The sequence below is a fragment of the Synechococcus sp. MIT S9508 genome, assembly GCF_047303045.1.
In the GTDB taxonomy this organism is placed as follows: Bacteria; Cyanobacteriota; Cyanobacteriia; order PCC-6307; family Cyanobiaceae; genus Synechococcus_C.
Window position 1 is genome coordinate 2,192,609 of the sequence record NZ_CP138941.1, and the last position, 24,728, is coordinate 2,217,336.

A 24,728-nucleotide genomic window follows, 5' to 3' on the forward strand; every position below is an offset into this window, starting at 1 on the left:
CATTCACACGATTGATGGGACGGAAAAGTGGCCAACGGGGCACTGGCTCTTGTTCTGCACGCCCATCTGCCGTTCGTCCGCGGCGCGGAAGCTCACTCGCTTGAAGAGGACTGGTTCTTCCAGGCTCTGGTCGAGTGCTATCTGCCCCTGCTGGAGACGCTCGAGCGAGCTGCTGCCGATCCGAGGCAGAGCCCACAGCTGACAATGGGGCTGTCGCCGACGCTGCTGTCACTACTGGCGGATCCCACTCTCAGACAGCGTTTTCCCGCCTGGATTCAAGCGCGACTCAACCTGTTGCACCATGCCCCGGCTGACCGACGAGCAGCAGCGGAGCATCTGACCAGCAGCTTCCAGCGCCACCTCGCAGCCTGGCATCGCTGTGATGGCAACCTGATTCCGCGCTTCTCAGAACTCCAGCGCCAGGGCGTTCTCGATCTGCTCACCTGTGGGGCGACCCATGGGTATCTACCTCTACTGAGAGAGCACCCAGAGGTTGTGCGTGCTCAGTTGCGAACTGCCGTTAGAGAACACCACAGATTGCTGGGAGAAAGGCCTCTCGGCATCTGGCTGCCCGAATGCGCTTACTACGAAGGACTGGATCGCTGGATGCGCGATGCAGGACTGCGCTACGCCGTTCTCGATGGCCACGGACTTCTGCATGCCCAACCCCGCCCGCGTTATGGGGTGTATGCGCCGATTGTGAGCCGTCAGGGAGTGGCCTTCTTCGGTCGCGACAGTGATGCCACTCTTCCAGTCTGGTCAGCCAAGGATGGCTATCCAGGCGATCCCTGGTATCGGGAATTTCACCGAGATCTGGGTTGGGATTTGCCAGCAGAACAGATTGAAGCCATGGGTCTGCCAGCCCAGCGTCCGTTGGGACTGAAATTGCACCGCGTCAGCGATCCTGCAGGTGGCCTGGATGGCAAGCAGCCCTATCAGCCCGAACAGGCTCTAGGGCGCACCCGTGACCATGCCCAGCATTTTCTGGAGGGCCGTCGGCGGCAGCTCGACAAGCTCAGCGACGGGATGGCCATCGAACCTCTGCTCGTTGCTCCCTTTGATGCCGAGCTTTTCGGCCACTGGTGGTTTGAAGGTCCAGGGTTTTTGGCAGAACTGTTCCGACAGGCACCAGAAGAGAACATCCGATTCACCAGCCTGCGTGGTGTGTTGAACGCTCAACCGAATCTTCAGATGTGCGATCCCTGCCCCTCCAGCTGGGGTAGGGGTGGCTTTCACGATTATTGGCTCAACGAAACCAACGCCTGGATCATTCCTGAATGGAGCCGAGCAGGTCGAGTCATGGTGGATCGCTGCAGCCGCGGTGTGGGCAGCGAACTGGATCTTCGTCTATTGCATCAGGCCGGGCGGGAACTGCTGCTTGCTCAGTCGTCGGACTGGAGTTTCATTCTCAGGGCAGGCACCACAACGGAACTTGCCCGAGAGCGCATTGAGCGTCACCTCGAACGCTTCTGGCGCTTGATCGCCGCAATCGAGCGGCGGGAGCAACTACCGGAGGGATGGCTGGAAGAGCTGGAGGAGGAAGACGCACTTTTCCCATTGATTCAGCCGACTGACTGGAGCCGCCTTAACGCCTGAAGCCTGGAGCCTGCCGCTGCGCGGCTCCTAGCACAAGACCTCGCCTGAGTTCCCATGGGGACAGGGCAAACAGTCGCAACATCACGCCCATCAGGCGGGGCAGCGGCAGGGTGTTGGTCAGAAAGCCGAACCAGTCTTCTCTTTCCAGGGAGAAAAAAGTGGAGAAATGGGTCCGAAGCAGCCTTTCGTTGAATCCCATCAAACGACCGAGCCCGAATTGATACAGCTGATGGCGCAGCACCAGCTCCATTGGCCAGAGCCCCTGCCAGCCACGCCGCGCAAGATCGGCTGATCCCAGCGATGGATCCGCCAGAGCTGCTGTGAGGGCATCCGCCAATCCAGGGCCACGACGCAGCAACGCACCCACCATGTAGCCCGACGCCGGATGCACCATGCTCGCCGCACCACCAAAGGCCAGCACCGGCTGGCTGCGATCGGGCAGCGGCAGATTCATGGGGAAGAGGCAGAACTCCTCATGGATGACCTCAGTGATCTGAACTCCACGGTGATCAAGTCGTTGTTGCAGACGCTGCTTGAGAACGTCGTAGGGAACCGCCGGTGCCAAGGCGAGCGAAGTTTCCTCAACAAAAAACACGCCATCGCCCAGATCCATCGCATAGAGAAATGTGGGCGGCTCGAGGCGCTGCTCCTCACGGAGGTGTTCACAGCGGTAGTCCATCAGCACAAAGCGGCCCGGTTCAATCGGAGGCTTCGAGAAACGGCCCACCACGCCATAGGCCGCTTGACCCGCCACCGGCCCCTGATCAGGACGGCGAATGTGCGGACTGCTGGCACCGGATGCATCAATAACAATTCTGGCCTTGCGCACTTCGCCGGAGGCGCAGCTCACCAGGGTGTGCTCTGATCCTGCTTCGACCCGTTCGGCGGAGTCCTGATGCCAAGTCACCCCTTGAGCCCGATCGAGCCAATAGCGCTGTAAGGCAGCCCGATCGAACAAGCAGTAGTCGATGCCGTGAACCAGAGGTTGATCTTCAGCCTCCGAACCACCAGCTCCGAAGAAGCTGACCGTGTCGCTCCAGCGATGCTCAATCAGGTGCTCAAGGTCGAGGACCTTCAACTCATCCACCCAGATGCCGTAGGTGTTGGGCCATGCTGCATCCACGGGCTCGAGAGCAATGCCCTCCACAGCAACTCCGCGCTGGTGAAGCTCGGAAGCAATGCAGAGGGCGGCTGGAGCGCCGCCAATGACCAGCACATCAGCGCATCGAGCCAAGGTCAGCTATCCGCCGGCGCACTCTCAGAGTTGACGTCGACAGCCTCACTGGAATCAGAGTCGGCTGAGGCGTCATCAAGCTCATGCGTCTCGGCTTCCGGGGGAACAAGCACCACCTTGAGGAGGCGATCACCCTTGTCGAGCTTCTGAAGGCGAACGCCCGTGGCTGCTCGTGATTGCTGAGGAATGGCATCGGCACTGGTCCGGACGATCACCCCTTTTTCACTCACAAGCAGTAACTCTTCACCGGCTCCAAGAACGCTCAGACCCACCAGCTGATCGGCATCGGTGCGGAATTTCATGGCCCTTAGACCCATTCCAGCTCGCTTCTGCAGACGGAATTGGGTCACCGGCACTCTCTTGCCAAGGCCCGCTGCCGAGGCCACGAGGACCCAGGGACCCTCACTGGCTGGGGTGCCTTCGTCATCACCGTCGTCGGAGCTGGCAGCGATCTGATCGGCCAGCTCCACCGGCAGCACATCCATGCTCACCAGTTCATCTCCTGAGCGCAGATTCATCGAGCGAACACCTCGGGCGGTGCGGCCCAGAGGGCGCAGTTCATCGTCGCTGAGGCGGAAATGAATGGTCATTCCGGCTTTCGAGCCGATGAGCACGCTGTCGCCGGGCACGGAGAGCCGTACCCAGGTGAGCGCATCACCATCCTCAAGACCGATGGCGATCAGACCGTTGGAGCGAATGTTGCTGAAGGCCGACAAGCGGGTTCGTTTAATAAATCCCCCCTGGGTCAGCATCAACAGATCGGTGTCGTCATTGAACTCAGACACCGCCAGCAGCGAGGTGATCGCCTCCTCCCTGGGAATGGGCAGCAACTGCACTACAGGTGTTCCCTTTGCCGTTCGGCTGCACTGAGGGACGCGATAGGCCGGCAGGGCATACGACACACCTCGGTCGCTGAACAACAACAGGGTGTCGTGGTCGTTGCAGCCGATGAACAGCTTCACCGCATCTTCACCCTGGCTTCTGGTGCCGGCCTTCCCGCGGGTGCCCCGACTGGTAGCTTCAAATTCACTCACCGGCATCCGCTTGAGATAACCCGTTTCGGTCACCAGCACGACTGACCGCTCGTTTGCGATCAAATCGATGTCTTCGAGGCCGCCACCAAGGTCGAGAATCTCCGTGCGACGTGGCACGGCATGACGATCGTTGAGCTGATGGAGTTCGTCCTTGATCAGACCGAAGACCCGCTCCCGACGACCGAGAATGTCTTTGTAATCGGCGATCTTGGCGACCAGATCCTCATGCTCTAAGCGAATCTTGTCGGCTTCAAGAGCAGTGAGTCTCCGCAGCTGCATTTGCAGGATCGCGTCCGCCTGAACATCGCTCAAACCATGACGGTCCTGCAGCTGCTGACGCGCTGTAGCGGTATCGGAAGCAGCCCTGATCAGGGCGATGATCGGATCTAGCTGGTCGAGGGCCAGCAGCAGACCCAGCAGGATGTGATCGCGTTCCTCAGCCTTGCGCAGCAGGTAGCGGGTGCGACGCTCGATCGTCTCGACCCTGAAGTCGAGGAATACCTCGAGCATCTTGCGCAGTGTGAGCAGGATCGGCTCACCATTCACAAGGGCCAGCATGTAAGCGCTGAAGTTGCTCTGCAGAGGGGTGAGCTTGTAGAGATTGTTCAGCACCACCTGCGGGTAGGCATCGCGGCGAAGCTCAACAACGATGCGCATGCCGTCGCGATCGCTTTCATCACGGATATCGGAAATCCCCTCCAGTTTCTTGTCGTTGACCATCTCAGCGATGCGCTCAATCAGCGCTGCTTTGTTGGTCTGATAAGGGAGTTCGGTAATGATCACGGCATCGCGATCAGGACGGCCGGGCACCTCGAGAGTTTCGATACCGGCCACACCGCGCATCGTCACCGAACCCCGACCACTGAGATAGGTCTCTTTGATTCCAGTGCGACCCAGGATCTGGCCTCCGGTCGGAAAATCCGGGCCTGGGATCAGGGCCATCAGCTCCTGATCGCCGATCTCAGGATTCTCGATCAGGGCCAGAAGACCAGCGATCAGCTCTCCCAGGTTATGAGGAGGGATATTGGTCGCCATGCCCACGGCGATTCCTGCCGAGCCGTTAAGCAGCAGCTGAGGGATCCGTGATGGCAGAACCGTGGGCTCTTGCTGCGAACCGTCGAAGTTGTCAATGAAATCGACGGTCTCCGCCTCGATGTCTTCGAGCAGGGAGTCGGTGGTGAGTGCCTGCAACCGCGATTCGGTGTATCGCATAGCGGCTGGCGGATCATTGTCCACCGAGCCGAAATTGCCATGCCCGTCGATCAGGGGCATCGACATGGAGAAGCTCTGGGCCATCCGCACCAGTGCGTCGTAGACCGCCGTATCTCCATGGGGGTGATATTTGCCGAGCACTTCACCCACCACACGCGCGCACTTGCGGTAAGGACGGTCGCTGGTGAGACCCAGCTCATACATCGCATAGAGAATCCTGCGATGGACAGGCTTGAGACCATCACGGGCGTCAGGCAGAGCTCTGCCGACGATCACGCTCATCGCGTACTCGAGGTACGAGCGCGACATCTCGTTGCGCAGGTCGGTCTGGATGATCCGATCGTCGGAATCGCCGGGACCGCCGCTGCCGGGCCCCACTGAATCCGCCATACAAGACCTGTAGATCGCTTACCAGTTTATCGCGGATGTGCGATCGGATGACACCAGGTGCGTCACCTTTTGCTGTCTGTGTGGGATCAATCACGGATCAGGCCCTTACCCTTTGGCCTCGCCACATGGACTGAAGTTGATGTCGTCCGACAAGCCCTCCGAAAAGCAAGCTCCTGCCGAATCCATCAATCCGGATCTTTCAGCTCAGGGCGACATCACGGACCGAGGAGTCGAGCAGGAGCCCATCCCAGCTGTTGAGACAACTGCTGCTGAGGCAACTGCTGTTGAGAAAACTGCTGCTGAGGCAACTGCTGTTGAGAAAACTGCTGCTGAGACACCAGTTACTCCAGAACCAGCCGCACAACCCGTCACAGCGCCAGCCTCACCGTCGATCGCAGAACGCATCAGCGTTCCAGCTCAGGCATCTGCAGACAGCAGCGAAGAAGACGGCGGCGAATGGGATCTGCTGTCCAACCGAATCAAGCAGTTCTTTGAGGCCAACAACCTTCAAGATCAATGGCAGAGCCTCCGCCAGCCTCTCTTTCTGCTCGGCGGACTGATTGTCGTCATCTTGACGATGAGGATCTATGGAGGAATCCTCGACGCCATCGCCACAGTTCCACTGGCTCCTCGACTGTTTCAGCTGGTCGGCACCTTTTATGCCGTCTGGTTTGCAGCCACTCGCCTGATCCGCGCAGAAGAGCGGAAAAAGATTTCGGCCAACGTGAATGATCTCTGGACCAGCTTGCGCGGGGGCTCAAAGTCCTGACCCGAAGCATCACGAAGCGCGAAGCATCAATTGGTAGCTTGATCCGACTCTGTTAGCTCCTGCGGTGGACATTCAGCTCGGACGCTCCAAGGTTGTACGCCGGGCCTATGGCATCGATGAAATCGCACTGGTGCCTGGCGGTAAAACCGTGGATCCGGAGGTGACCAACACCTGCTGGTCGATAGGAGGAATCGAACGAGAGATCCCCATCATCGCCAGCGCCATGGATGGCGTCGTGGATGTGGATATGGCCGTCAATCTCTCCAGGCTGGGAGCGCTCGGTGTGATCAACCTGGAGGGAGTCCAGACCCGTTACGAAGACCCGAACAGCGTTCTCGATCGCATTGCATCCGTCGGTAAGGACGAGTTCGTTCCTCTGATGCAGGAGATCTACAGCCAGCCGGTGCAGGAGTCCTTGATCCGCAAGCGCATCCAGGCCATCAAGGCCCAGGGTGGTATCGCCGCTGTCAGCGGAACCCCGGTCGCAGCCCTGCGCTTCGGGAAAGCGATCGCCGAGGCAGAAGCAGATCTCTTTTTTGTGCAGGCCACTGTGGTGTCGACGAATCACATCGGACCGGAGGGCCAGGAGACACTCGACCTTGAAGCCCTTTGTCGAGACCTAGGCGTTCCCGTCGTGATTGGCAATTGCGTGACTTACGACGTCGCTCTTCAGCTGATGCGCGCCGGTGCCGCTGCCGTGATGGTTGGAATCGGCCCTGGAGCGGCCTGCACCTCTCGAGGTGTGCTGGGCGTTGGCATCCCACAGGCCACGGCAGTGGCGGACTGCGCCGCGGCCCGCGAGGACTACCAGAAAGAAAGCAATCGGTACGTTCCCATCGTCGCCGACGGCGGCATTGTGACCGGCGGAGACATCTGCAAATGCATCGCCTGTGGAGCTGATGCCGTGATGATCGGCTCACCGATCGCCCGCGCAGAGGAAGCCCCTGGCCGTGGTTTTCACTGGGGAATGGCCACACCGAGTCCGGTTCTACCCCGCGGCACCCGGATCAACGTCGGAAGCACAGGAAGCCTGGAACGCATTCTTTGTGGGCCGGCAAAACTGGATGACGGAACCCACAACCTGCTGGGCTGCCTGAAGACCTCCATGGGAACCCTTGGAGCACGCACCATCAAAGAGATGCAGCAAGTTGAAGTGGTCGTTGCTCCATCGCTGCTCACCGAGGGCAAGGTGTACCAGAAAGCCCAGCACCTCGGCATGGGCAAATAAACGCCTGTCTCGCGCCGAGACAGGCGTGATGCCGTTGAGACGTGAGTAAAATCAACCCGTGCGAGCCTTGGCTCACACACTCCTCACACCCCCTGGCCCGACGCGTTCGGGCTTTCTGTCTTTCGTTCATCCATCACAGTTCAGGCGAAGAGCTGGTTAATTGAGCAGCAACCTCAGAAACGGTTGCTAAATTTCGCCCAATTCGACCGATCCTGAATGTCCAGCGCTGCCGCTGTCACCGACGCCTCCTTCGAACAGGACGTCCTTCAGAGCGACGTCCCCGTGCTGGTCGATTTCTGGGCCCCCTGGTGTGGCCCATGTCGCATGGTGGCTCCAATTGTTGATGAAATTGCCAAGGAGTTCGAAGGCAAGATCAAGGTGTTCAAGCTCAACACCGATGAAAACCCCAACGTCGCCAGCCAGTTCGGCATTCGCAGCATTCCGACTCTGATGGTGTTCAAGGGCGGTCAGAAAGTCGACACCGTGGTTGGAGCCGTCCCCAAGGCAACTCTCTCTGGCACGATTGCCAAGTACCTCTGAGGCCACCACTGACCTCGTCAGCTGACCACGTCCCTGATAACTCATCCAAGTCGGTCCAGAGGATCGGCTTGATCGACTACGGGATGGGAAATCTCCATTCCGTTCAGACGAGTTTCCATCGATTGGGCCAACCTTTGGTTGAGGTACGGAATCCTCAGGATCTTGAGTGTTGTGATGCGCTAATTCTTCCGGGAGTCGGAGCTTTCGATCCGGCAATGGACAAGCTTCATTCCTCCGGACTGGTGCAACATCTGCGCAGCTGGCACAACAGCATGCGCCCCCTACTCGGAATTTGCCTGGGCCTGCAGCTGCTGTTCGAATGCAGCGATGAGGGCAGCGCCAAAGGCTTGGGACTCTTCGAGGGCGGCGTTCATCGCCTCCCGGATCGACAGGGCGAACGGATTCCTCACATGGGCTGGGGTCAACTGAAACCTCAACAGTCCTGCCCACTGCTTCCAGAAGGCAACGAGCAACCCTGGGTGTATTTCGTGCACTCGTATGCAGCGGTCCCCAACCAGACGTCTGATCTGGCGGCCACCGTGACCTTCGGGCAGGGGGAAGCCACGGCGATGGTCTGGAAGCACCGCACTGGAGCATGCCAGTTTCACCCTGAGAAATCAGCGAAAGCCGGCGCTCAGTTGCTGAAGCAATGGATCGGATGGCTTCAGTCCGGCGCTCAGCTGCCCCAGTGAAAGGTGGTCAGCTGCGCTTAATTGGTGGGCGTCGACTGCGTAGCCCTCAAGGCCAGGGAACTCGGCCGACTACGTCGCGCGTGCGTGAAGCCCTGATGAACATGTTGAGTTCCGAGATCAGAGGTTGCCACTGGCTAGACCTCTGCAGCGGCAGTGGAGTGATGGGATGTGAGGCGCTGATGAGAGGTGCATCCCACGTGGTTGCGGTGGAGAAGGATGCGCGCACTGCAGCGATCTGTCGAGAAAATCTCGAACTGGTGGCCTCCATCGATGCCGTTGATGCATCGGTAGACGTGATCAAGACAGATCTGCTCAGCTGGCTCAAGAAAGGTTGCCCTGACAGCGAGCGCAGATTCTCAGTCGTTTATTTCGATCCGCCCTATGCCTCAAGGCTGTACAAACCAGTCCTGGAAATGCTCGAGCGCGGTCATTGGGTAAAACACCGAGGCCTCGTGGTCTGTGAGTACGCCACGAAAGAGGTCTTCGAGGTTCCCTCAGGCTGGAGAGAGGTCGAAAGACGTCGTTACGGAACCAGCAGCCTGCTGATTCTCACCCCCCAAGAGCACTGCCGCGGCGATACTGATTCCACGCCGCGACAAACAAACCGAGAAGCGTGATCGGAATCAAACCAAGAACGATGCCACAAAGCAGAGGTTCGATCATGGCGTCGCGCCGAGTGGAAGGATTGACCACAATTGTTCCATGCACATGACGCAACTGTGACGACACCGTCATCAACTGCTGCAACGTCGGAGCGACGCCGTGGTTTGGTGACGGCGTTGACCGCCATGGCTGTGATCACAGCCATGGCCCTTGGGGCCTGGTTTTATCTCAGCACCCGCCTGGATCCATACAGCAAGGCGACCCTGGCGTTGAATGGCGATGTGCAACATGGCGCGCAGCTGTTCCGCATCAACTGCGCTGGCTGTCATGGCATTGCAGGCCAGGGACTGGTGGGTCCAACTCTTCAGTCCGTGAGCGAACGACGGCCGGACCGCTCGCTCATCCACCAGATCGTGAGCGGAGAAACCCCACCAATGCCACGCTTTGAGATTGAACCGGAAGGCATGGCCGACCTGCTCAGCTACCTGCACACCCTGAACTGATGCCCTCGTGAGCCTTGCCGTGGTGTTGGTGGAGCCGGCCGGTCCGCTCAACATTGGGAGCGTGGCTCGTCTCTGCGCAAATTTCGGAGTCGAGGATCTGAGGCTGGTCGCTCCACGTTGTGATCCAGCTGATCCGGATGCACAACGCATGGCTGTACATGGAGGAGAGGTACTGGGCTGTGCACGACGCTTCCCAACCCTTCCTGAAGCCTTGGCGGATTGTCAGCGCGTCGTGGCCAGCTGCGGACGGATCGAGCATGGCGAGATTCCTCTTCAAGCTCCCGAACACGTCATGCCCTGGGTGCAACAAGGCCTTGAATCAGCGGCGCAAGTCGCACTGGTCTTCGGCAGAGAAGACCGCGGACTCAGCAATGAGGAGCTTCTGCTCAGTCAACGCGTCGTACGGCTTCACTCCACCGAGTCCTATCCATCGCTGAATTTGTCCCATGCGGTTGCCGTGATGCTGCATGAGCTTGAGCGGGTTCGTCGAGGATCCTCAGAGCCGCTGAAAGCAACACTTCAGGACGCGGAAACAGCCGCACCAACCCAACTGATCGACTGCCTCAATGACGCGGAAGATTTGCTCTTGGAGGCGGGTTTCCTGCTGAAGCACACCGCCAGAGCACGAATGGCCAAAGTCAAAGGACTACTGCAACGATCGCTGGTGCGTCCAGAGGAATTGGCCATGCTGCGCGGCATGGTCCGACAACTTCGTTGGGCGATTCGTTGCCACCGCCCGTAATCTCTGGCTTTCTCGCGCAGTTCCTTGGCCTCCAGTCGATCCAGACGCCAAAACCCTGGCTGGGGACGTCCTCTGCGGCTTGTGCTGCGACTTGTTCTGATGGGGGTGGGCCTTGGCGTGATTACGGGGTCCTTGCTGAAATTGGCTGGCCCAGCCGTTGAGACAGGAGATCTTGCACTGCCTGCCTGGCTGCCGTTATCCGAGCAGAACCCTGAGGGCAAAGCCAAACCTGGAGCAACTGCCGACACCAGCGGAACCAGGTTCCTCAATCGCACCGAGTCCTTGGGCCGCTTCGAGACCCGCAATGAACTCAAACCTCTGAGTGAGCGCTGGCAGACCCTGGCTGCAGAACAGCCCGACCTGAAGGTCAGCGCCTTCATGCTCGTGCTGGATGACGGGCGCTACGCGCAGCTGGAGCCTGACACTGCGCTGCCGGCTGCCAGCTCCATCAAAACCCCGATCCTGCTCGTCACCCTTGAGGAGCTTGATGCGGGTCGCTTGAGCTGGAACGAACCTCTACAACTCAGCAAAACCGTTGTGGGCGGTGGTGCTGGCTGGATGGCATCGAAACCACTGGGCACCCGGTTCCCGACGCATGAAGTCGCTACTGAGATGATCCGGGTGAGCGACAACACCGCCACCAACCTTCTGATCGAACGCCTTGGAGGTCAGGAGGCACTGAATGCCCGGTTCAATGCTCTGGGGCTGAGCGCCACAAAAGTGAATAATTGGCTACCCGATCTCAAGGGCACCAACAGCACGAGTGCCAGAGACCTGGCTCGATCGATCGCGCTCGTTGACACCGGCGAAGCGCTCTCGATTCGCAGCCGTGATCTATTTCGGGAGGTGATGGGCACATCGATCACGAATACCCTTCTGCCGCGCGGACTGCTGCGTGGCCTTGGCGGTCGCCAGGGAGAGCCTGACAACAGCCTGATGGTGAAGGGCTACAGAGTGCTCAACAAAACCGGAGACATCGGGATCGCCTACGCCGACGCAGGCTTGATTGAGTTGCCGGATGGCAGCAGAGCCGTTGCCGCCTTCCTGGTAAAGGGACCGTTCAACGATCCCCGCTCGAAGGAGCTTATCCGCAAGCTGGCAGCGGCGATGGCGCCGGTTCTCAAACCCAAACCCGCCGTTGCACGTTCCACGGCAAGTGCTGCCAGCATCGAACCATGACACGTCTAAACCGCCTGCAGGCGCTGGCCGCTCTGACCATGACCGCAGCGTCCATGGCAACGGTACTTGCACCTCCTGAGCTTGCCGCGGACCAGCAAAAAACGGCCAACCCAACCCTCACTCGCCAAAGCCAGGTCCGTGCACTTCCAGGCCAGCTGGATGACGTGCTGATGGTGAATGACAACAACCCGGAACTGATCACCGGGGAAGGCATCCTTGTCTCGACATTCCCTCAGGAGCCTGGCCTGAATGTGACGCTGAACGGTCGCTTCGATCTGTTCAGCCATCACGTTTACGCCGGCCAGCCCGATCAGCTCGAGTCCACTCTCTGGCTCGCTGTTGTCGCCAAGCCCGCTGGAGACGCTCCGGTGACTCTGCAACTTCTGGGTGGCAGCACCTCCCTTTCACAGGCAACCCTGAAAGGCCAAACCGCATCACCATTTCTGCCGTTGCCCGCCCTGATGGCTGAATCGGGGACAGCGATTGCCTCCGGTCCTGGCAGCAAGGTGGCCGGCGACCTGCTGCGTGGAGACATCGCGGATGAACTCCAGCGGGAATGGCAGATTGCGCCTGGGTCGCTCAGCTCCCTGGTCGTTCTTCCAATCCCGGTCGCGGGACTGGACCCCCTTCTCAACGGTCGCAACCTGCAGCTGCGACTTCAAAGCTCAGGTCCGGTCCATATCGCAACCATCGCCGCCTATGGAAACGGTGACAAAGTTCCTGGCCAAGACAGGTGGAGGAAGCTGCTGAGTGAGGGGCGGCAGAGTCCCAAGGAGCACCAACCAACACCGCGCGGCGCTCGCGGCAGGATCGTTTACTCACGTGTTAGCGGTGTTCAGATCGGCAGCACCTGGAGGGCAACCCTGACCGATCCAGGGTCCAGCCACCTGAACGTTGAGGAAGCTCCTATTTCTTGGCCGATTAGCAGCCTGGAGCGCGGTGAGCTGAAAACAGGACAAATCCAGACAGCAGAGCTGAAAGCCTTTGATTCAGGCACCGCCTGGGCAGCACACGGCAACTACGGCGTTGAGTACGACCTGACGCTTCCCCTCCGCAATCAGGGATCGCAGCAGCGAACAGTGGCGATCAGCCTGGAATCACCTGACAAGAACAGAAGCGGCAACGGCCAACTGGCGTTCAGCAGCAGCCATAGGGGCCCAGTGATGTTCCGTGGCCCGATTGAGGTGAGCGGGCTGGATGGACAACAGGGGCGTCCCAGTGGACGTCGACGGTTTCACCTGGTGCTGCGACGGGGTCAAGAGGGCCCCCAACTTGGGGAGATCACGCTGGCCCCAGGGCAACAACGTTCGGTGCGCGTCCGCCTGATTTACCCGGCGGATGCCACCCCTCCCCAAGTGCTGTCTCTCCGACCTGTGAAACAATCCACAGGAGCACCAGTCGATCGTCCGTGAGTTCACCGCGCAAGCGCAGAGTTTTTCCCTTCACGGCCGTGATCGGTCAGGAGGAAATGAAACTTGCTCTGCTGCTCAACGTGATCGATCCCCGCATTGGCGGAGTGATGATCATGGGCGACAGGGGCACTGGAAAGTCCACCACGATCCGGGCACTGGCGGATCTACTGCCTGGCATTGAGGTTGTTGCCGGAGACCCTTACAACAGCTCACCAAGCGATCCTGATCTCCAAAGCAGCGATGTACGTCAGCGCCTCGAGCATGGGGAAACCCTGGCGACAGAAGACCGTCAGGTGCCCATGGTTGATCTGCCGCTAGGCGCAACCGAAGATCGTCTGTGCGGCACCATCGACATCGAGAAAGCCCTCAGCGAAGGCGTGCGGGCCTTCGAACCAGGCTTACTGGCTAAGGCAAACCGAGGCTTGCTTTATGTCGACGAAGTCAATCTCCTGGACGATCATCTGGTCGACGTTTTGCTTGATTCTGCGGCGTCAGGCTGGAACACGGTTGAGAGGGAAGGCGTGTCTGTGCGCCATCCAGCCCGCTTCGTGCTGATCGGTTCCGGCAACCCTGAGGAAGGCGAACTACGCCCGCAACTGCTCGACCGCTTCGGAATGAGTGTTGAGGTGCGCACAGTCAGAGACCCTGAGCTTCGTGTTCAGGTGGTGGAACAGCGCACAGCCTTTGACACTGACCCTGATGCCTTCAGCACCTCAGTTGAAGCTGGACAGAAGGCACTTCAGGAACGGGTCGTGGAAGCCCAGCAGAGGCTGGACCAGGTTGAAATCGACGATGACCTGAGATTGAGGATTTCCGCGGTGTGCGGCGAGTTGGATGTCGACGGCCTCCGGGGTGACATCGTCACCAACAGGGCTGCACGAGCACTGGCAGCTTTAGAGGGCCGAACTGAAGTCACGGAAGAGGATGTGGCCCGCGTGGCGTCCTGCTGCCTGCGGCACCGTCTCCGAAAGGACCCGCTGGAGCAGATCGATTCCGGTGATCGTGTGGTGAAGGTGTTCTGCAAAGTTTTCGAGCGCAGCGAGAGCAGCGATAAAGCCGAATTCGAACTGGCCCCGGCCGCCTGATGCATTTCGACCGCTAAGCGTGCGCATTCTCGGTATCGACCCCGGTCTCGCCCGTGTTGGTTACGGGGTGATTGACACCTCTGACGGTCAGCAGACCATGCTCGATTGCGGCATCATCCGCACCGATCCAGGCCATTCAGAAGGCACGCGGATGGTGGAGATTGCCCGAGACTTGCGTCAACTGATCAGGGCTTGGCGCCCGGAATTGGCATCCGTTGAAAAGTTTTTCTTTTACCGATCCAGCAACACCATCGCCGTAGTTCAAGCACGCGGTGTGGTGATCATGACCCTTAGCCGATTCGGACTGCCGATCGTCGAGTTTCCGCCGATGCAGATCAAGCAGGCTCTCACTGGCCATGGCCATGCTGACAAAGATGAAGTGCTTGAGGCCGTGATGCGCGAGCTCAACCTTGAGTCACCGCCAAGACCCGACGATGCTGCAGATGCGCTAGCCGTTGCATTGACGGGATGGTTTCAACGATAGAGACCTCAATACACACTCAAACAGCCACAATGAAGCGGTGGATTACTTATCAACATCTCTATAGGAATAGCTGATGGCAAGACAGCCTAATCATCAATTAAAACTTTATGAAAGCTTGATGAGAGTAGACTGAATGATTAGCACTTTTACACAAGTTGCTGTTGATAACTTTGCCAAACTGTGGAGAAACAGGCAAGAAGAAATCATTCCTGGCGATGAGTTTTAAATAATTCACTCAGGGTGGGCTCAAAGCGTCAAGACGTTGGCAGTCGGTCGAGATCAGAACAATGGCTTGCTAGCCATTAATACTGGCCTGGGAACTGTCGCTGGCCCTCTGGAAGATGGAGCAACGCTCAGTCTGAGCTGGACACCTGCACCGCTGGAGCCTCTTCCATGGCTTCTCCTTCTTCAGAACTTGCTGAAGGGAGCAAGCCCAACTGCGTTTCCACTGTTGCCCTGTACCGATTCAGATCGGTTTCCAATTCCTGGATGCGCACTTGCTGGGCATCGAAATCAGTGGATTGCTTAAAGCGATCCACGCTGTTCAGCATTCCACTCCATGCAGCAAACAGCCAGGCGGACGTTGCGCCAATCCCCGCAGACAACAGCAGCAATGCTGCAAGGGGCGTGGTGTACTTCAGACCCGGCAGCACATGAACGGTGGTTGCAGCCGTGTTTTCCAGCGTGAAGAACACCATGCTCAAACCGAACACGAAGATCAGAGTGAAATTGATCTGTCGCATAGTCCGAGTGGCTTGAGGACCAAAAACTACGTAACCAGTTGCGAGCTGGGAGCCAAAGGCAGTTGAAAGGATGAAGTTCGTTAAGCAGCGACAAGGTCGTTAACGAAACGAGGAAGGGTTGGACCATCCATCACCCACTCAAGGCGGAGCTCTTATGGATCGGGTGGCGTCATTCCTTGAGCCGATCCATCACGACTCTCGAGAAAGCTCTCTCCCTGGCCGCTGTGACAATGAGCGCTTTCGAAAGTTGCTTGAGAGCCTCCACGTCATTGCACTCATCGATCTTGCGACAGGCACGTTCGACGCGGAACTGCTGTTCGATGGTCAGGGGAATCTCAGAAGTCGACATGGCAACCACGCCTTTTGCTGAGGGGAATCTGGCGAGTGCAACCCCTCAGCCGTGGAAGCTGCGCCCTAAGAAAAAACAAAAAACCGGAGCGTTCTGTTCAACCCAACATCAAAAGGCAAGGCTGAGAAGCTTGAGAAGGAGAGTCCATGACCAAGAGACACGTTGAGAAAAGGACAACAGCAAAGAGCTGATCAACGAGAGACAAAGCGACATTCATTCTTGAAAAATAAGTGTGATATTGATCCATGGAACGACTTGCTAGCTTTCGATCAGCCAGCCAAAACAGGCATGAAATTACTCATCCCTATTTACGTAGTTTCAATTCTTCTAGGAACGAATGCTTTCGCGAACAATCAATCATCCACTGCAGAAGTGTTGATCAAGAGATATCGATCAATCGACTCATGTCGAAAGTTCCTCAGGGAGCAAACGTGACAGACACATCCTGCGAAGAGATTGGAACCGCTGGTTGTAACATCCGTTATCGCTGCACCATCAGATGGCAGTGAGTGGATGCCATCAATGAAGGGCCACCTGGGCCTTCACTCAGCTTCCACATCCACAACTGCATCTCCTGCATCGAAATCCTCTTCTCTCTTGATCTCTTGCATAGAAGACAAGAGCTTTTTCACCAGTCGGCTCATAAAATAAACCGTTGCAAGCAGCCAGATGATCTTGATCATGGCTTCATTATGCCGAAGTCGAAGCGTCCAGGTCAGATCGTCAGCATCAGCAGTAAGGGGAGATCAGAATCGTCGACTGGATCGCAGCCTGAATCAAAAGATTCTTGAGACAGTCGCCTGGCACTACAGCTCTGAAGGGAGCACAGGCTTTGGTCGATCAAAACGGACAACAAGTAATTTTTCCTTGGTCACACTGCCGTTCTGATCGAAAAGTTCCGGATGGGTAGTTTTGAGCCCGGTTCGATCTTTTGATTTGAAAGATAGACGCATCAATCGAACAGCCTGAACCACCACGAAGGCGAGAAATGCTGTGTAGGCAAGCGCATTAATAGCTGGAAACACTGACTTACAGGTGCATGACGCAACACTAGTGAAACCAGGCTTCCAGCCTTGGCAGCAATGTTTTCAGGGCCGTCATGCAAATGACACGGTGAGCTGTCTTTTGATTCAGCTCAAGAAACAGCACAGCTTCTGATCATTGGCGATGGCTTGGAGGCAACGTTGACGCATCAACTGGATGGCCGTCACCGCTGTCAATCCGGTGTAGGCAAGTGGGGCAGAGCAAGTGCCCTTTTCGCTTCCAGTAAGAGCGTTTAGAGCGCTCGATTGACTGCCCGCAGATCAGTCACTGAAACAGAGGCGACATGGAAGCCGCAGGCTCTTGAGAGGCCCAGGCTGCGAGAAGTAATGCCCTCAATCTGTTCACAACAGACCTTCCTGGTGAAGCAGCTGCTCCTGATCCCCGGCATCAATTCACTCTTCAACGAAGTCAGGCAAAAGCTGAAGCAGCTAAACACTGATCAGGACGTCAGAGCACATGGGGCATGAACTGTTGATAAGCCAGTCTGATTCTGATGGTTCCAATGTGATTCAGGAAGGAAAGAACAGAGCATCACTCACCTTTTCTGCCAACAATGTGTCGTCACTGGTCTCCTTGACTGACGACAAAGACAGGTCCTGTTCAGCAGCTGAACCAACAGTTCAGAACGAGACATCAGCAACAGATTCGAGCAAGGTGACAACTCCGCCAACACAAAGACCATGGGTCCGAGATCTCTGCTCGTGACGGGAGAAGAGATTCTGGAGAGGGTGCAGAATTAGATGGGTTGCAACGCTTGGTGGGGCTGTGACGGACCGAACCGAAAGCACAATCGATCTCACCCTCAATGCCGCTGGGCTGCGACTGCTTCTTGGTGCAGTGAGTCATCAGCTCGATCGATGGTCAGGCGGGGACCCTGGCGAGCAAAACAATCTGCAGGAGATGAAGACACTACTAACGGCTGCACTGCTGGAATGCACCTTTCAAGACAACTGAACATCAAGGCTTGATGCAGCTCCAGTGCAAAAGGGTTCAGAACCACCAGATCCTGAAACGCTGCTGATGCCAACGACCCATAAAGGCTGGTTTGATTCTGTGGCGATTGACTACGCGCGCTGCAGGCCCCGCTACCCGAAGGCCTTCTTCGCCTGGATGGCCGACCAGGCAAGAGCACTGGATTGTTGTTGGGATGCAGCCTGCGGTAGTGGCCAAGCCTCCATCGGGCTGAGCCGCTGGTTCGACCGTGTTGAAGCCACAGACCTCAGTCCCGAGCAGATTGCGGCAGCAGATCAACACCCCCGAATTAGCTACCGACAGGGAGCAGCTGAACAATCTCATTTGAGCAGCAACAGCGTTGATGCCGTGCTGATTGCTGCCGCGATTCACTGGCTGGATGTGGAGCAGTTCAATCGCGAAGTCCGTCGTGTGCTGCGACCGGGGGGGCTCCTGGTCTGGCTGGGCTATGAACCCATCCGAGACGCACCAGAGGAGTTACAAGCCTGGCTGAACAGCCTCTATCACGAGCGACTCAATCCGTTCTGGCCGCCTGAACGGATCCATGTCGACGCCTGCTATGCCGATCTGAAGTTCCCTGGCTGCGATCAACCGCTGCCCCAGGGGTTGAAGATCACCGAGCACTGGACGCAGAACGATCTTCTTGGCTTCATCAGCACCTGGTCAGCTCTCAGAAATGCAAGCCAGCAGGTTGATGACAATGACCAGGCCCGGTTCTTGATCAACAATCTGTCTCATGAGCTGAAGCAGGTCTGGCCCAAGGATTCAGACCAACTGACACTGCATTTACCGCTGATGGGTCGCTGGGGGTTCTTGCCCTGATGCAGGCGTTTGATGAAGCAAGTAAGGCCAATCTTCGACAGGTGTTCAGAACACGCAGGTTCCTGGCGCTCGAAGCTGAACCAACCTTGCAGGCCAGGATCAGAGATCAGGCCAGACAGGAACTCAGGCGGCGCCACCGAGACGATGACTTGCGCCATTCAGTCGGGCTTTATTGGCCACTGCCTGGAGAAGTGGACCTGACACCTCTGCGTCTTGAGCTTGTCAACGAACTCGGCCTGAGCACAGCGCTGCCTGCCGCTGATGGACACGGCAACATGACCTATCGAACCTGGAGCGCAGCCCCGCTGAAGAAGGACGGCTGCGGGATCCCGGCTCCTTTGGACCAACCAGCCCTGAGTGCTGAACAGATTTCTCTGTTGCTGGTGCCAGCTCTGGCTGTGGATCGGAAGGGCATTCGACTCGGCTACGGCGGTGGCTACTACGACCGCCTTCGCTGCCTGGAACGCTGGAGCGGAATCCCTGCACTCGTTGTGCTCCCCAGCGCCTGCGTGAGTGTTCAGGCACTGCCTTCAGACCCCTGGGACCAGCCGTTCCAGGGCTGGTTGAGCGAAAACGGTTTCCATCAGACGTTGCCTTGAGTCCAAGGAGACCTGGCTTGAAGAGATTCAGATCCGCCTAAATCAGGACTGGTTGAGTGCCGCAATCTCCCGCACGATGGGTTCCTCAATCACAGGTGCGCCATGGCAATTCCATCCCGTTTTGCACTGATGGCTATCACAGTACTGGGACTGGCTCTCACCCAGCCCCTGCAGGCTGAAGCCCATGGAGTGGAAAGCAGTCTCCGCTATCTCGACGGACAACTCGAACTCACCAGCAGCTTCTCAACCGGAGAACCCGTGGAAGGGGCAGTGGTGAGGATCCTGAAGGCCGATGGAACACCTGGTGAGGAACTCGGACGCATCGATGCGGGAGGCAGGCTGCAAATGACGCTTCCAGACCTAGGAGATGGCCTCGTAGACCTGCAGGTAGATGGAGGACCTGGCCACCGTGACTACCTCACCCTTCCTCTGCAAAAGGGACGGGTCAACCTGAATGAGGTCGTGATGAACCCTCGTCATCACAGAGGTCTGGACTGGGCCATAGCACCAGCCCTGGTCGGCGTGGTGGGCCTGATGGTTAGGGTGCGCAGCCTCCGTCAACGCTGACACTGCCATGGCTGAATCAGGCAGCTCCACCACTCGCTACGGCAGCCAGGCTCTAGATCAACTCACCGAGAGACTTAACAGCACATCAGATCCGCGCAAGCGCTACGAATATGTGCTCTGGCTTGCCAAAAAGCTGCCTTCCATGCCCCCCGAGCTGCAAACAGAAGAGCGCAAGGTCAAAGGGTGTGTATCCCAAGTGTTTATTGCATCGGAACTTGTGAATGGACGCCTGCAGTGGCAGGGAGATTCCGATGCCCTGATCACCAAGGGGCTGCTGGCGCTGCTGATCAAAGGACTCGGCGACCTCACCCCAGCACAGGTCATCGCCGTTGATCCAGGTTTTATCGCCGCTACAGGCCTTCAAGCCAGCCTCACTCCATCCCGCGCCAACGGCTTCCTCAACATCCTGCGGATGATGCAACAGCAGGCCAGTGCCCTGAACGAATCGGATTGAACAGAACCGGCGGACCGACCGCTGCCTAAAGTCGACCCCTCAGCGCAACTAATGGACCCGCTCCATGGCGACAAGGATCGGCATCGGCCTGCTTGGCCTCGGCACCGTCGGCGCAGGCGTGGCAAGCATCCTGAACAGTCCGGAAGGTCGCCATCCTCTGATCGCCGATCTTGAGCTGGCGAGGGTGGCGGTGCGTGATCTACAGCGCAGCCGCCCCGTCGCAATCCCCACCGATCGCCTCACCACGGATCCCAATGAGGTAGTGGACGACCCGAACGTGCATGTGGTTGTCGAGGTAATCGGCGGCATTGAGCCGGCTCGCACCCTGATTATGCGAGCAATTTCGGCCGGAAAATCCGTGGTCACTGCCAACAAGGCTGTGATTGCAAGACACGGTGAGGAAATCGCAGCAGCAGCAGCAGCAGCGGGTGTCTACGTGTTGATCGAAGCGGCCGTTGGCGGCGGCATTCCGATCATCGAACCGCTCAAGCAGTCGCTCGGGAGCAATCGCATCGAGCGGGTGAGCGGCATCATCAACGGCACCACCAACTACATCCTTAGTCGGATGGCCGATGAAGGGGCTGATTATCACGCCGTTCTCAAGGAGGCCCAGGAACTGGGCTATGCGGAAGCGGATCCAGCCGCTGATGTCGACGGACATGACGCCGCAGACAAGATCGCGATCCTTGCCGGCCTGGCTTTTGGCGGGCCGATCGAACGCAGCGCCGTTCCGACAACCGGCATCAGCAATCTGCAGGGGCGGGACGTGGATTACGCGACGCAACTGGGATACGGCGTGAAACTGCTTGCTGTTGCCGAACGCCTGGAAAGTGATGGGGATCCCATGGGATCCCTGCCTTTGGGCGTTCGTGTCCAGCCCACGCTGGTACCAAAGGATCACCCCCTTGCCGGCGTGAGTGGCGTCAACAACGCCATCCTTGTGGAAGGCGACCCAATCGGCCGGGTGATGTTTTATGGACCCGGTGCCGGGTCTGGACCAACAGCCTCCGCAGTGGTTGCCGACATCCTCAATATTGCCGGCATCCGACAGCTCAACAGCAGTGATGGTGGCCTTGATCCCCTGCTCGCCGCCAGCAGCTGGCGCTCCTGCCACCTGGTGGATTCCAGCCGGATCCGACAGCGCAACTACGTTCGTTTCAACACGGAAGATGCCCCCGGCGTGATCGGCAGGATTGGCAGCTGCTTTGGAGAACAGGGCGTGTCGATCCAATCCATCGTCCAATTCGATGCCTGCGACGAGGGCGCTGAAATCGTTGTGATCACTCACGAAGTGGGCAACGGAGCGATGCAAAACGCCCTGCAGGCCATTACTTCTCTACCTGGAGTTCGCTCTCTGGCGGCCCATTTCGGCTGCTTCTGAGTCCATCTGGAGGCCATTCGCAGATCAGCAGGTCTTTGCATCCCCTGGCGAACGCACCCCCGGATGAGGCAGAGTTGTAAGAACCATCACAGCTTCGGTTCGCATTCGCGGATTCATGCTGCAAAACGTTCATGCCGAACGATCTCTCTGTTCTTCAGGGGCAACGCTGCAATAAGTCGGAATCCCGATCCGTCATGAGGCTCCATCAGGGGGACTGCATCACATTGCGGAGTGATGCCGGTCTGTTTCAGGTCATCGGCATTGATGGCGACCACGACCGCTGCTGGGTCCGACAGTGGCCCCTGAAACCCCAGGGCTCCCCGGTCTTCGAGGTCCCTCTCGACCAGATCACGTCGCCCTCTGGTTCCGATTAAGACTTGGGGCCTTTGAATGGCTGCGTCTGAGCTCAGTGACGTGATCGATCAACCCAGACAGTCACGCCTGGCCTCGCCGAAACGACGCTGCAAACAGCTGCAGCCACTCAGCACAGCCTTTTCACTCAGCACAGTCCTGACTGTCTGCATCAGTCTGATCGCGTGTCAGCCAGGCAGACGCAGTGATCGAATCACAGTGGCTAGTGCAGGCCGCATCACTTCTCTGGACCCTGCTCAGGCCAGCACGTTCGGAGCTCTGCAACTGCTCAGCGCTCTCGGAGACACGCTCTACAAGAGAACAGCGGATGGGGAACTGACCCCGTCTCTGGCGTCAGCGCTGCCGGAGATCAGCGATGAGGGCCGCACCGTGACGATCCCGCTGCGTGAGGACGTGCTCTTCCATGACGGCACTCGCTTTGATGCGGAAGCGATGGCCTTCAGCCTGCGTCGTTTTCTGGAGATCGGCACGCTCAGCTACGTGGTCGGTGATCGCATCACCGCAGTTGAAGCCCCCCAGACCTATCAATTACGACTGCGTTTGAGCCGCCCCTCCAGCTCGCTTGAGAATCTCCTCACCGCCACCAACCTGACCCCTGTATCCCCCCTGGCTTATCAGGATCATCGGGATCGTTTTCTCAACGACCGCTTCATCGGAACGGGCGCTTACAAACTGACCAACTTCCGAGCTGTGCAGCAACGCTTGGAGCCCTTTAAGCAGTACTGGGGAGCCTCGCCCAGCAACGCAGGGCTGGATCTGATTTACCTCAGCAATTCCACCGCCCTGTTCGGCGCGATGCGCAGCGGCGAAGTGGATGTTCTGCTCTCTGACTCCATCGACGAGGATCAGCGCCTGGCTCTGAATCGCATGGCCGCTGAGGGGCGTTTGCGTGAAGGGCAGGGTCCTGCCCTGGTGATTGGTTACATCACGCTGCTCAGCAACACACCACCCCTTCAGAATCCAGTCCTGCGACAGGCCCTGGCACTGAGCCTCGATCGAGACCTGATCAACAAGAGAGTCAGCCACGGATTGCGCCCTCCGCTTTTTTCGTTGGTTCCGCCGGGACTGCCGGGAGGAAATCTCAAGCCCTGGCCAAGGCACGATGCCGCCCGTGCAAGAGACCTGTTCATTCAGGCGGGGTACTGCAATGGAAAGGTCTTCAATCTGCCATTCACCTACCGGTCGAATGTGCCCGCAGACCGTCTGATGGCACTCACCTGGCAAGCCCAAATCCAACGCGACCTGGCCGATTGTCTGTCGCTCAAACTCGACGGCGTGGAATCAACGACTGTGTATCGACAGCTGGGCGAGGGAGCTTTCCAGGCCGTGATGCTCGACTGGCGAGGCGCCTATCCAGACCCAGAGGCCTACCTGGCACCTCTGCTCAGCTGCAAGGAATCGCAGGGATCCATTTGCACGCGAGGGGAAGCCGCCATCAGCGGAAGTTTCTGGACAGCGCCAGGCCTGGAAACAACATTGCAGCAGTCGGACCGCAGCCGCGGTGATGCACGACAGCGTGATCTGGAGAGCGTGGAGCAGATGGCCGCTGAAGGCGCCGCCTACATTCCGGTCTGGCTCGTCACGCCCAGGGCCTGGAGCAGTACCGACCTGGCCACTCCGGAGTTCGATGGCAATGGTCAGGTGGTGCTGGCCCGATTGCAGGAGCAGCGCTGATGGGACGCAGTCGAGAGCTGCTTCGCTACACGGGGACGCGGCTGGCCCTAGCTCCTGTGATGCTCTGGCTGATCGCAACCCTGGTGTTTCTTTTGCTGCGGGTTGCTCCTGGCGACCCAGTGGATGCAGTGCTCGGCAGCCGCGCTCCGGAAGCAGCCAAAGCCGCACTCAGGGCGCGTTTGGGGTTGGATCAATCACTGGGGCAGCAATACCTGGATTTTCTCGGCGGGCTGCTGCATGGCGACCTCGGCCAGGCGCTGATCAATCAAGAGCCGGTCAGTCAAATCATCCGAGAGGCGCTTCCGGCAAGCCTGGAATTGAGCGTGACCGCCCTGCTGCTGGCAGCGGTGAGCGGACTGGCGGTTGGTTTCACAGCGATTGCCCGATCCGAGGGGAAGATTGATCTGGCAGGACGCTTTTACGGCATCGGCACCTACGCCTTACCTCCCTTCTGGGTTGCCATGCTGGCCCAGCTTCTGTTTGCCGTCACCCTGGGCTGGATGCCTGTTGGAGGTCGTTTCCCCCCAGGCATGATTGCGCCTGATGGCAGCGGTTTTCTGATTGCCGACAGTGTGATCAGCGGTAACTGGGCTGCACTGCAGGGTGCTCTGCGCCACTTGGTGCTGCCGGCATGCACACTCGGATTGCTCTTGAGCGGGGTCTTCACCAATGCCCTGCGCCTGAATCTGAATCGCAGTCTTCGCTCGGATTATGTGGAGGCAGCCCGAAGCAGGGGACTGAGCGAAACCCAAGTGATTCTTCGGCATGCACTGCCTAATGCACTTCTGCCAGTGCTGACGATTGCCGGAATCACCGTCGCCTCGTTGATTGGCGGTGCATTGCTGATTGAGGTGACCTTTTCCTGGCCGGGCATTGCACTACGCCTGCAGGAAAGCATCAACCAGCGCGACTACCCAGTGGTGCAGGGCATTGTGGTGGTGATCGCCGCTTTAGTAGTGATCGTCAGCGTGGCTGTGGATCTTCTCGTCGCCGTTCTGGATCCAAGAGTCCGGTACTGAACTGCATCGTTGAGGCCATCTCCAGGGAG

General features: G+C 58.3%; 27 protein-coding genes and 1 pseudogene. 21 read left to right on the top strand and 7 right to left on the bottom strand.

Annotated elements, in window-relative coordinates; all coding sequences use genetic code 11:
* Nucleotides 1-27: 27 nt before the first annotated feature.
* Nucleotides 28-1,596: a glycoside hydrolase family 57 protein gene (locus tag SIB42_RS12135; RefSeq protein WP_067097749.1), complete on the top strand. Its 1,569-nt coding sequence runs from the start codon at nt 28-30 to the stop codon at nt 1,594-1,596.
* Here the strand turns inward: SIB42_RS12135 and crtL are convergent.
* Together crtL and gyrA are read right to left on the bottom strand one after the other, a co-directional pair.
* Nucleotides 1,586-2,830: a lycopene beta cyclase gene (gene crtL / locus SIB42_RS12140; protein ID WP_067097746.1), complete on the bottom strand. Its 1,245-nt coding sequence runs from the start codon at nt 2,828-2,830 to the stop codon at nt 1,586-1,588. The two genes, SIB42_RS12135 and crtL, sit on opposite strands and share 11 nt — an antisense overlap.
* A gap of 2 nt (nt 2,831-2,832) precedes the next feature.
* Nucleotides 2,833-5,466, bottom strand: a complete 2,634-nt coding sequence (gene gyrA, locus SIB42_RS12145; RefSeq protein ID WP_067097743.1) for a DNA gyrase subunit A — start codon at nt 5,464-5,466, stop codon at nt 2,833-2,835.
* Nucleotides 5,467-5,605: 139 nt separating this feature from the next.
* On the opposite strand from gyrA, the gene SIB42_RS12150 reads away from it, so the two are divergent.
* From SIB42_RS12150 to rsmD, 5 genes and pseudogenes are all read left to right on the top strand, one after another.
* Nucleotides 5,606-6,235: a CAAD domain-containing protein gene (locus tag SIB42_RS12150; protein WP_082825104.1), complete on the top strand. Its 630-nt coding sequence runs from the start codon at nt 5,606-5,608 to the stop codon at nt 6,233-6,235.
* A 64-nt stretch (nt 6,236-6,299) separates the two neighbouring features.
* Nucleotides 6,300-7,463, top strand: coding sequence for a GuaB3 family IMP dehydrogenase-related protein (locus tag SIB42_RS12155; RefSeq protein ID WP_067097740.1), 1,164 nt, complete (start codon nt 6,300-6,302; stop codon nt 7,461-7,463).
* A gap of 216 nt (nt 7,464-7,679) precedes the next feature.
* Nucleotides 7,680-8,003, top strand: coding sequence for a thioredoxin (gene trxA, locus SIB42_RS12160; protein WP_066909933.1), 324 nt, complete (start codon nt 7,680-7,682; stop codon nt 8,001-8,003).
* A gap of 62 nt (nt 8,004-8,065) precedes the next feature.
* A complete protein-coding gene (hisH, locus tag SIB42_RS12165) occupies nt 8,066-8,695 on the top strand; it encodes an imidazole glycerol phosphate synthase subunit HisH (protein WP_255359918.1) in 630 nt (209 codons plus the stop codon).
* Nucleotides 8,662-9,231, top strand: a pseudogene (gene rsmD, locus SIB42_RS12170) (16S rRNA (guanine(966)-N(2))-methyltransferase RsmD); the annotation flags it as partial. The gene hisH and the pseudogene rsmD, both read left to right, overlap by 34 nt.
* A gap of 13 nt (nt 9,232-9,244) precedes the next feature.
* On the opposite strand, the gene petG reads toward rsmD, so the two are convergent.
* The gene (gene petG / locus SIB42_RS12175) at nt 9,245-9,358 is read right to left on the bottom strand and encodes a cytochrome b6-f complex subunit V (RefSeq protein ID WP_074160777.1); all 114 of its coding nucleotides are present in this window, start codon (nt 9,356-9,358) and stop codon (nt 9,245-9,247) included.
* Nucleotides 9,359-9,390: 32 nt separating this feature from the next.
* Here petG and SIB42_RS12180 point away from each other — a divergent pair, with 32 nt between their 5' ends.
* Genes SIB42_RS12180 through ruvC form a run of 6 tightly spaced genes read left to right on the top strand, consistent with a single transcriptional unit; the run spans nt 9,391 to nt 14,703 of the window.
* Entirely contained in the window at nt 9,391-9,801 is a 411-nt protein-coding gene (locus SIB42_RS12180; protein ID WP_413328060.1) for a c-type cytochrome, read from the top strand.
* 7 nt (nt 9,802-9,808) lie between these two features.
* Complete coding sequence (locus SIB42_RS12185; protein ID WP_067097731.1) at nt 9,809-10,543, top strand: RNA methyltransferase; 735 nt, start codon at nt 9,809-9,811, stop codon at nt 10,541-10,543.
* Nucleotides 10,544-10,567: 24 nt separating this feature from the next.
* Nucleotides 10,568-11,722: a serine hydrolase gene (locus SIB42_RS12190; RefSeq protein WP_067097728.1), complete on the top strand. Its 1,155-nt coding sequence runs from the start codon at nt 10,568-10,570 to the stop codon at nt 11,720-11,722.
* Nucleotides 11,719-13,134, top strand: a complete 1,416-nt coding sequence (locus SIB42_RS12195) for a DUF3370 domain-containing protein (RefSeq protein WP_067097725.1) — start codon at nt 11,719-11,721, stop codon at nt 13,132-13,134. The genes SIB42_RS12190 and SIB42_RS12195 overlap by 4 nt, the downstream gene beginning before the upstream one ends.
* Nucleotides 13,131-14,219, top strand: coding sequence for a magnesium chelatase ATPase subunit I (gene bchI / locus SIB42_RS12200; protein WP_067097721.1), 1,089 nt, complete (start codon nt 13,131-13,133; stop codon nt 14,217-14,219). The genes SIB42_RS12195 and bchI overlap by 4 nt, the downstream gene beginning before the upstream one ends.
* A gap of 19 nt (nt 14,220-14,238) precedes the next feature.
* The gene (gene ruvC / locus SIB42_RS12205; protein WP_067097718.1) at nt 14,239-14,703 is read left to right on the top strand and encodes a crossover junction endodeoxyribonuclease RuvC; all 465 of its coding nucleotides are present in this window, start codon (nt 14,239-14,241) and stop codon (nt 14,701-14,703) included.
* A gap of 353 nt (nt 14,704-15,056) precedes the next feature.
* Here the strand turns inward: ruvC and SIB42_RS12210 are convergent, their stop codons facing one another.
* From SIB42_RS12210 to SIB42_RS12225, 4 genes are all read right to left on the bottom strand, one after another.
* Nucleotides 15,057-15,446, bottom strand: coding sequence for a lipopolysaccharide assembly protein LapA domain-containing protein (locus tag SIB42_RS12210; protein ID WP_067097716.1), 390 nt, complete (start codon nt 15,444-15,446; stop codon nt 15,057-15,059).
* Between the two features lie 169 nt (nt 15,447-15,615).
* Nucleotides 15,616-15,795: a hypothetical protein gene (locus SIB42_RS12215; protein ID WP_067097713.1), complete on the bottom strand. Its 180-nt coding sequence runs from the start codon at nt 15,793-15,795 to the stop codon at nt 15,616-15,618.
* Nucleotides 15,796-16,337: 542 nt separating this feature from the next.
* The gene (locus SIB42_RS12220) at nt 16,338-16,478 is read right to left on the bottom strand and encodes a hypothetical protein (RefSeq protein WP_156485261.1); all 141 of its coding nucleotides are present in this window, start codon (nt 16,476-16,478) and stop codon (nt 16,338-16,340) included.
* Between the two features lie 123 nt (nt 16,479-16,601).
* Entirely contained in the window at nt 16,602-16,748 is a 147-nt protein-coding gene (locus SIB42_RS12225) for a DUF2973 domain-containing protein (RefSeq protein ID WP_115125485.1), read from the bottom strand.
* 856 nt (nt 16,749-17,604) lie between these two features.
* On the opposite strand from SIB42_RS12225, the gene SIB42_RS12230 reads away from it, so the two are divergent.
* From SIB42_RS12230 to SIB42_RS12270, 9 genes are all read left to right on the top strand, one after another.
* Entirely contained in the window at nt 17,605-17,793 is a 189-nt protein-coding gene (locus tag SIB42_RS12230; RefSeq protein WP_067097703.1) for a hypothetical protein, read from the top strand.
* A 66-nt stretch (nt 17,794-17,859) separates the two neighbouring features.
* Complete coding sequence (locus tag SIB42_RS12235; RefSeq protein WP_067097889.1) at nt 17,860-18,633, top strand: class I SAM-dependent methyltransferase; 774 nt, start codon at nt 17,860-17,862, stop codon at nt 18,631-18,633.
* Nucleotides 18,633-19,232: a 5-formyltetrahydrofolate cyclo-ligase gene (locus SIB42_RS12240; protein WP_067097700.1), complete on the top strand. Its 600-nt coding sequence runs from the start codon at nt 18,633-18,635 to the stop codon at nt 19,230-19,232. The genes SIB42_RS12235 and SIB42_RS12240 overlap by 1 nt, the downstream gene beginning before the upstream one ends.
* 129 nt (nt 19,233-19,361) lie before the next feature.
* Nucleotides 19,362-19,799 (top strand): hypothetical protein, encoded by a 438-nt coding sequence (locus SIB42_RS12245; RefSeq protein WP_413328065.1) that lies wholly within the window; start codon nt 19,362-19,364, stop codon nt 19,797-19,799.
* Nucleotides 19,800-19,806: 7 nt separating this feature from the next.
* Nucleotides 19,807-20,253: a SufE family protein gene (locus SIB42_RS12250; protein WP_067097694.1), complete on the top strand. Its 447-nt coding sequence runs from the start codon at nt 19,807-19,809 to the stop codon at nt 20,251-20,253.
* A gap of 64 nt (nt 20,254-20,317) precedes the next feature.
* Complete coding sequence (locus tag SIB42_RS12255; protein WP_067097691.1) at nt 20,318-21,634, top strand: homoserine dehydrogenase; 1,317 nt, start codon at nt 20,318-20,320, stop codon at nt 21,632-21,634.
* 131 nt (nt 21,635-21,765) lie between these two features.
* Entirely contained in the window at nt 21,766-22,008 is a 243-nt protein-coding gene (locus SIB42_RS12260) for a hypothetical protein (RefSeq protein ID WP_067097689.1), read from the top strand.
* Between the two features lie 16 nt (nt 22,009-22,024).
* On the top strand, nt 22,025-23,680 hold the full coding sequence (locus tag SIB42_RS12265) for an ABC transporter substrate-binding protein (protein WP_082825097.1): 1,656 nt from the start codon (nt 22,025-22,027) through the stop codon (nt 23,678-23,680).
* Entirely contained in the window at nt 23,680-24,699 is a 1,020-nt protein-coding gene (locus SIB42_RS12270) for an ABC transporter permease (protein WP_067097686.1), read from the top strand. Before SIB42_RS12265 ends, SIB42_RS12270 begins: the two co-directional genes overlap by 1 nt.
* Nucleotides 24,700-24,728: the final 29 nt, after the last annotated feature.

Excerpts from the sequence above, each read along its gene's own strand:
- gyrA (WP_067097743.1), bottom strand. The coding sequence starts at position 5,466 with ATGGCGGATTCAGTGGGGCCCGGCAGCGGCGGTCCCGGCGATTCCGAC.
- SIB42_RS12150 (WP_082825104.1), top strand. The coding sequence starts at position 5,606 with ATGTCGTCCGACAAGCCCTCCGAAAAGCAAGCTCCTGCCGAATCCATC.
- trxA (WP_066909933.1), top strand. The coding sequence starts at position 7,680 with ATGTCCAGCGCTGCCGCTGTCACCGACGCCTCCTTCGAACAGGACGTC.
- petG (WP_074160777.1), bottom strand. The coding sequence starts at position 9,358 with ATGATCGAACCTCTGCTTTGTGGCATCGTTCTTGGTTTGATTCCGATC.
- SIB42_RS12195 (WP_067097725.1), top strand. The coding sequence starts at position 11,719 with ATGACACGTCTAAACCGCCTGCAGGCGCTGGCCGCTCTGACCATGACC.
- SIB42_RS12210 (WP_067097716.1), bottom strand. The coding sequence starts at position 15,446 with ATGCGACAGATCAATTTCACTCTGATCTTCGTGTTCGGTTTGAGCATG.
- SIB42_RS12215 (WP_067097713.1), bottom strand. The coding sequence starts at position 15,795 with ATGTCGACTTCTGAGATTCCCCTGACCATCGAACAGCAGTTCCGCGTC.
- SIB42_RS12220 (WP_156485261.1), bottom strand. The coding sequence starts at position 16,478 with ATGATCAAGATCATCTGGCTGCTTGCAACGGTTTATTTTATGAGCCGA.
- SIB42_RS12225 (WP_115125485.1), bottom strand. The coding sequence starts at position 16,748 with ATGCGTCTATCTTTCAAATCAAAAGATCGAACCGGGCTCAAAACTACC.
- SIB42_RS12235 (WP_067097889.1), top strand. The coding sequence starts at position 17,860 with ATGCCAACGACCCATAAAGGCTGGTTTGATTCTGTGGCGATTGACTAC.
- SIB42_RS12240 (WP_067097700.1), top strand. The coding sequence starts at position 18,633 with ATGCAGGCGTTTGATGAAGCAAGTAAGGCCAATCTTCGACAGGTGTTC.
- SIB42_RS12245 (WP_413328065.1), top strand. The coding sequence starts at position 19,362 with ATGGCTATCACAGTACTGGGACTGGCTCTCACCCAGCCCCTGCAGGCT.
- SIB42_RS12250 (WP_067097694.1), top strand. The coding sequence starts at position 19,807 with ATGGCTGAATCAGGCAGCTCCACCACTCGCTACGGCAGCCAGGCTCTA.
- SIB42_RS12255 (WP_067097691.1), top strand. The coding sequence starts at position 20,318 with ATGGCGACAAGGATCGGCATCGGCCTGCTTGGCCTCGGCACCGTCGGC.
- SIB42_RS12260 (WP_067097689.1), top strand. The coding sequence starts at position 21,766 with ATGCCGAACGATCTCTCTGTTCTTCAGGGGCAACGCTGCAATAAGTCG.
- SIB42_RS12265 (WP_082825097.1), top strand. The coding sequence starts at position 22,025 with ATGGCTGCGTCTGAGCTCAGTGACGTGATCGATCAACCCAGACAGTCA.
- SIB42_RS12270 (WP_067097686.1), top strand. The coding sequence starts at position 23,680 with ATGGGACGCAGTCGAGAGCTGCTTCGCTACACGGGGACGCGGCTGGCC.